At 75.6% G+C, this 5,745-nt stretch carries 1 protein-coding gene; it reads right to left on the reverse strand.

The window, feature by feature from the left end:
* Window positions 1-5,745 (reverse strand): SDR family NAD(P)-dependent oxidoreductase (locus ACEPPI_RS39635; RefSeq protein ID WP_373920103.1); only part of this gene is annotated, 5,745 nt, incomplete at both ends.

Raw genomic sequence — 5,745 nt, forward strand, 5'->3', positions numbered from 1 at the left:
AGCCGGAACAACGCCACCTCCACCGCGAACAACGCCGGCTGCGTGAACTCCGTACGGTCCAACACCTCGGCATCAGAACCGAACAGAACCTCCTTCAGCGGCAGTTCGAGGGAGAAGCGGGCGCAGATGTCATCGAGCGCGGTGGCGAAGACCGGCTGGGTCTCGTACAGCCCATGTGCCATTCCGGGCCGCTGGCTGCCCTGTCCGGTGAACAGGAACGCCAGTCCCCCACCGGACACCGTGCCGCGGAACAGCCCCGGCGCCGGTTCGTCGGCCGCGAGTGCGGCGAGCGCGCGCAGTACGCCCTCGCGGTCGGCGGCGGCGAAGGCCGCCCGGTGTTCGAGACCGGCGCGGCCGGTGGCCAGGGAGTGGGCCAGGTCCAAGAGAGCGCAGTCCCCGGCCTCGGCCACGGGGAGCAGGCGGGCGGCCTGGTCGCGGAGGGCCCACGGGTTCCTGGCCGACAGGACGTACGGCACCGGGCCGGTGGCGGGCGTCGTCGGCGTCGGGTCCTCGGGAGTGTCCGGGGCCGCCTCGATGATCGTGTGGGCGTTGGTGCCGCTGATGCCGAACGAGGACACCGCGGCGCGGCGCGCGCGCCGGGTCTGCGGCCATGGGGTGGCTTCCGTCAGCAGAGTGATGTCGCCGGCCGACCAGTCTACGTGCGGTGTCGGCGCGTCCACGTGCAGGGTCTGCGGAAGCACCCCGTGCCGCATCGCCAGCACCATCTTGATCACACCGGCCACACCGGCAGCCGCCTGCGTGTGCCCGATGTTCGACTTGATCGAACCGAGCAGCAACGGCTGCCCCTCGGGCCGGTCCTGACCGTAGGTGGCCAGCAGCGCCTGCGCCTCGATCGGGTCACCCAGCCGGGTCCCCGTACCGTGCGCCTCGACCACGTCCACCTCGGCCGCCGACAGACCCGCACTGGCCAGCGCCTGCCGGATCACCCGCTGCTGCGAAGGCCCGTTCGGCGCCGTCAGACCATTGCTCGCACCGTCCTGGTTGATCGCCGAACCCCGCACCACAGCCAGCACCGGATGCCCGTTGCGACGCGCGTCCGACAGCCGCTCCACGAGCAGCATGCCGACACCCTCACCCCAGCCCGTACCGTCCGCACCCTCCGCGAACGCCTTGCAGCGGCCGTCGGGCGAGAGACCGCCCTGGTGGCTGAACTCGCTGAAGGTTCCCGGCGTCGACATCACCGTGACGCCACCCGCGAGGGCCAGGGTGCACTCGCCGTTGCGCAGGGCCTGGATCGCCCAGTGCAGGGCGACCAGCGAGGACGAGCAGGCCGTGTCGACGGTGACGGCCGGGCCCTCCAGGCCCAGGGCGTAGGAGACGCGGCCGGACATGACGCTGCCCGCGTTGCCGGTCATCACGTGGCCGAGTACGCCGTCCGCGTCTGCGGAGCGCTCCAACTGGGCGTCGTAGCCGGTGTAGGAGGCGCCGACGAACACGCCCGCCCGGCTGCCGCGCAGCGAGGACGGGTCGATGCCCGCGCCCTCGATCGCCTCCCAGGAGGCCTCCAGCAGGAGCCGCTGCTGCGGGTCCATCGCCAGGGCCTCGCGCGGGGAGATGCCGAAGAAGTCGGCGTCGAAGGAGTCGGCGTCGTAGAGGAACCCGCCTTGGAAGGCCCGGCCGTCGCCGCCCTGTCCGGCGTACAGCTCGGCGGTGTCCCAGCCGCGGTTGCCGGGGAGCCCGCCGATCGCGTCGCCGCCGGCGGCGACGAGCCGCCACAGCTCCTCGGGGTTGCGGACGCCGCCGGGGTAACGGCAGCTCATGGCGACGATGGCGATGGGGTCGTCCTCGGCCGCCGCGGCCGACCGGACGCCCTCCGCTCCGGACCGGGTCTCCTCGCCGAGGAGTTCGGAGTACAGCAGGCGTGCGAGGGCGACGGGTGACGGGTAGTCGAAGACGAGCGTGGTCGCCAGGCGCAGCCCGGTGGCCGCGCCGAGGCGGTTGCGCAGCTCGACGGCGGTCAGCGAGTCGAAGCCGAGGTCCTTGAACGCCTTGCCGGGCTCGACCCGTTCGGCCGAGGCGTGGCCGAGGACGGAGGCCACCTGTTCCCGTACGAGGTCCAGCAGTACGCGGTCGCGTTCGGACCGGGTGAGGCCGGTCAGGCGGTCGGTGAGCGAGGTGCCCGCGTCGCCGCGGGTGCGCGCGGTACGGCGTCCGGCCCGGCCCAGGAGCTCCCGGAAGACGGGGGCCACGGGGCCAGGGGCTGCGGCGGCGCGCAGGGCGGGCAGGTTCAGGCGGGCGGGGACGAGGACGGACCGGCCGGAGGCGAGGGCCGCGTCCAGCAGGGCCATGCCGTCGGCGGCGGTGAGCGCGCCCATGCCGTGCTGCTCCATGCGGCGCAGCTGGGCCTCGTCGAGCGTGCCGATCATGCCGCCGGCTTCGGCCCACAGGCCCCAGGCGAGGGAGGTGGCCGGCAGGCCCTGGTGGTGGCGGAGTTCGGCGAGGGCGTCCAGGTAGGCGTTGGCGCAGGCGTAGTTGGCCTGACCGGCGGCGCCGAGGGTGCCCGCGATGGCGGAGTAGAGCACGAAGGCGGTGACCGGCAGGTCGCGGGTCAGCTCGTGCAGGTGGTGGGCGGCGAGGGCCTTGGGCCGCAGGACCGTGTCGAGGCGCTCGGGGGTGAGGGAGGCGATGACTCCGTCGTCGAGGACGCCCGCCGTGTGCACCACGGTGGTGAGGGGGTGTTCGGCCGGGATCGCGGCCAGCACGGTGGCCAGGGCGTCACGGTCGGCGGCGTCGCAGGCGGCCCAGGTGACGCGGGCGCCCAACGCGGCCAGCTCGGCGGTGCGTTCGGCGGCTCCGGGGGCGTCGGCGCCGCGGCGGCTGAGCAGCAGCAGGTTCCGTACGCCGTGGGCGCCGGCCAGGTGGCGGGCGACGATTCCGGCGAGGGTGCCGGAGCCGCCGGTGATCAGGGCGGTGCCGTCCGGGTCGATGACGGCGCCGGCGGTGGCGTCTGCGGTGGCGGCGCGGCGCAGCCGGGGCACATGGACGGCTCCGTCGCGCAGCAGCAGCTCCGGTTCGCCGGAGTCGAGGGCCGCGGCAAGGACGGCCAGGTCGGCGGACCCGGCTGCCTCGGCGGACCCGGCTGCCTCGGCCAGGTCGCGGACGTCGGCGAGGACGAAGCGGCCGGGGTTCTCGGTCTCCGCCGACCGCAGCAGGCCCCGTACGGCGGCGTGCGGCAGGTCCTCGGCGCCTTCGCCGGGCCCGGCCACGGCGCCGCTGGTCACGAGGACCAGGCGGGCCGTCTCGAACCGGGAGTCGGCCAGCCAGGCCCGCACCAGGGCGAGCGCCCGCTGGGCGGCCCCGCTCAGGGCGTCCGGCCCGTCGGCCTGCCGGGGGAAGGGGGCCAGGACGTACGCGGGTGCCGGGGTGCCCGCGTCGACGGCCTCGCCCAGTTCGGCCAGGCCGGCGTACCGGCCGGCCGGGCCGAAGCCGGTGTCGCCCAGGACCGCCCATCCGCCGACGGGCCCGGTGGCGGTGGCGGTGGCGGCGAGCGGCGTCCAGTCCAGGCGGAACAGCGCCTCGCGGACCACGGCCGGCACCGGGTCCGTGGCGTCGGTGGCGGCCGCCGTGTAGGGCCGCGGGGCGAGCCGGCCGATGGTGGCCACGGGGTCGCCGAGGTCGTCGGCGAGGTCCAGGGCGAACGCGCCCTCGCCGGCGGGCCGGACGCGCACGCGCAGCGCGCCCGCGCCCACGGCGTGCAGGGCCACGTCCGACCAGACGCTGCCCGGGCCGACGCCGTTGCCGCCGTCAGGGGCCGCGTCCGTGTCCGCGTCCGCCAGGGCGGTCGCGAGGTGCGCGGCGGCGTCGAGCAGGGTCGGGTGCAGTCCGAACCCGGCTTCCTGTGACGCGCCTTCGGGCAGGCGCACCTGCGCGAAGTACTCCCCGTCGCGCTCCCAGGCCGCCTCCGCGGCCTGGAACAGGGGCCCGCGCAGCGGGCCTCGGCGGAGGCCCCCGGCGGTGTCGGCGTCGTACAGCCGGCTGAGGTCCACGGCGTCCGCGCCGGCCGGAGGCCACTCGGCGAGGTCGAAGGACGCGGCGGGGCCTGCTGACCCGGCGGCCGCGGCAGGTGCCAGCACGCCGTGGGCGTGGCGGGTCCAGCCGCTGTCCTCCGCGGTCCCGCCCGCCCTCTCGGCGGACACGGTGAAGGTACGGCGGCCCCGCTCGTCGGCATCCTCGACCAGCACCTGGATCCGTACGCCGCCGTCGGCGGGCAGCGCGAGCGGGGCGTCGAGGACGAGTTCCTCGACGTGCCCGCAGTCGGCCTGGTCACCGGCGCGGACGGCCAGTTCCACGAACGCCGCACCGGGCAGGACCGCCGCGCCGGCCACGGTGTGGTCGGCGAGCCAGGCGTGGCCGCGCACCGAGAGACGGCCGGTGCACAGCAGGCGGTCGGAGCCGGCCAGGGTGACGGCCGCGCCGAGCAGCGGGTGCCCGGCGGGGTCGAGTCCGGCGACGCTGACGTCCCCGGCCGTGTCGGCGCCGGGCTCCAGCCAGTAGCGCTCGTGCTGGAAGGCGTACGTGGGCAGGTCGACCCGGCGGGCGCCGGTGCCGGCGAAGTACGCCGCCCAGTCGACGGTGCCGCCGTGGGCGTGGACGCGGGCGAGGGCGGCCAGGACCGTCTCGGGCTCCGGCCGGCCGGCGCGCAGGGCGGGGGCGAAGGCGGCGCCTTCGCCGCTGACGCAGTCCTGGGCGAGGGCGGTCAGAACGCCCTCGGGCCCGATCTCCACGTACGTGGTGACCCCGGCGGCCTCCAGGGCGCGGATGCCGTCGTGGAAGCGGACGGCTTCGCGGACGTGGCGGACCCAGAAGTCGGCGGAGCCCATCTCGTCGGTGACGAGGGCGCCGGTCAGGTTGGAGACGACCGGGAGGGCCGGGGCGGCGTACGTGAGCCCCTCCGCGACCCGGCGGAAGGCGTCGAGCATGCCGTCCATGTGCGGGGAGTGGAAGGCGTGGCTGACGGTCAGCCGCTTGGACTTCCGGCCGATGAACGACTCGGCGATGGCGGTCGCCGCGTCCTCGTCCCCGGCGATGACCACCGAGGTCGGCCCGTTGACTGCGGCGATTCCCACCCGGTCGGTCAGCAGCGGCAGGACCTCGTCCTCCGCAGCCTGGACTGCGATCATCGCGCCGCCGGCCGGCAGTTCCTGCATCAGCCGGCCGCGGGCGGACACGAGCGTGCACGCGTCGTCCAGCGACAGCACCCCCGCCACGTGCGCGGCGGCGATCTCACCGATCGAATGCCCGGACAGGAAGTCCGGCTTCAGACCCCAGCTCTCCAGGAGCCGGAAGAGCGCCACCTCGACGGCGAACAGCGCGGGCTGGGTGTACTCCGTACGGTCCAGCAGGGCGGCATCCGAACCGAACAGGATTTCCTTCAGCGGGAGTTCGAGCCGAGTGTCCAGACGGGCGCACAGCGCGTCGAGCGCGGCCGCGAACACCGGCTGGGACGCGTACAGCTCACGGCCCATCCCCAGCCGCTGGCTGCCCTGGCCGGTGAACAGGAACGCGGTCCGGCCCTCGGCCGCGGTGTCGGTGACCAGTCCCGCGGCCTCCTCACCGGCGGCGAGCGCGGCGAGGGCGGAGTCGAGGTCGTCGCCGGTGCGGCCGATGAGCACCGCCCGGTGCTCCAGGGCCGCGCGGGTGGTGGCGAGGGAGAGGCCGAGGTCGAGGGCGGAGCCCGCGGCGGCGTCCGCCGTGCGGGCGGCGACCAGCCGGGCGGCCTGGGCG

This window comes from Streptomyces sp. AB3(2024), from assembly GCF_041862025.1.
In the GTDB taxonomy this organism is placed as follows: domain Bacteria; phylum Actinomycetota; class Actinomycetes; order Streptomycetales; family Streptomycetaceae; genus Streptomyces.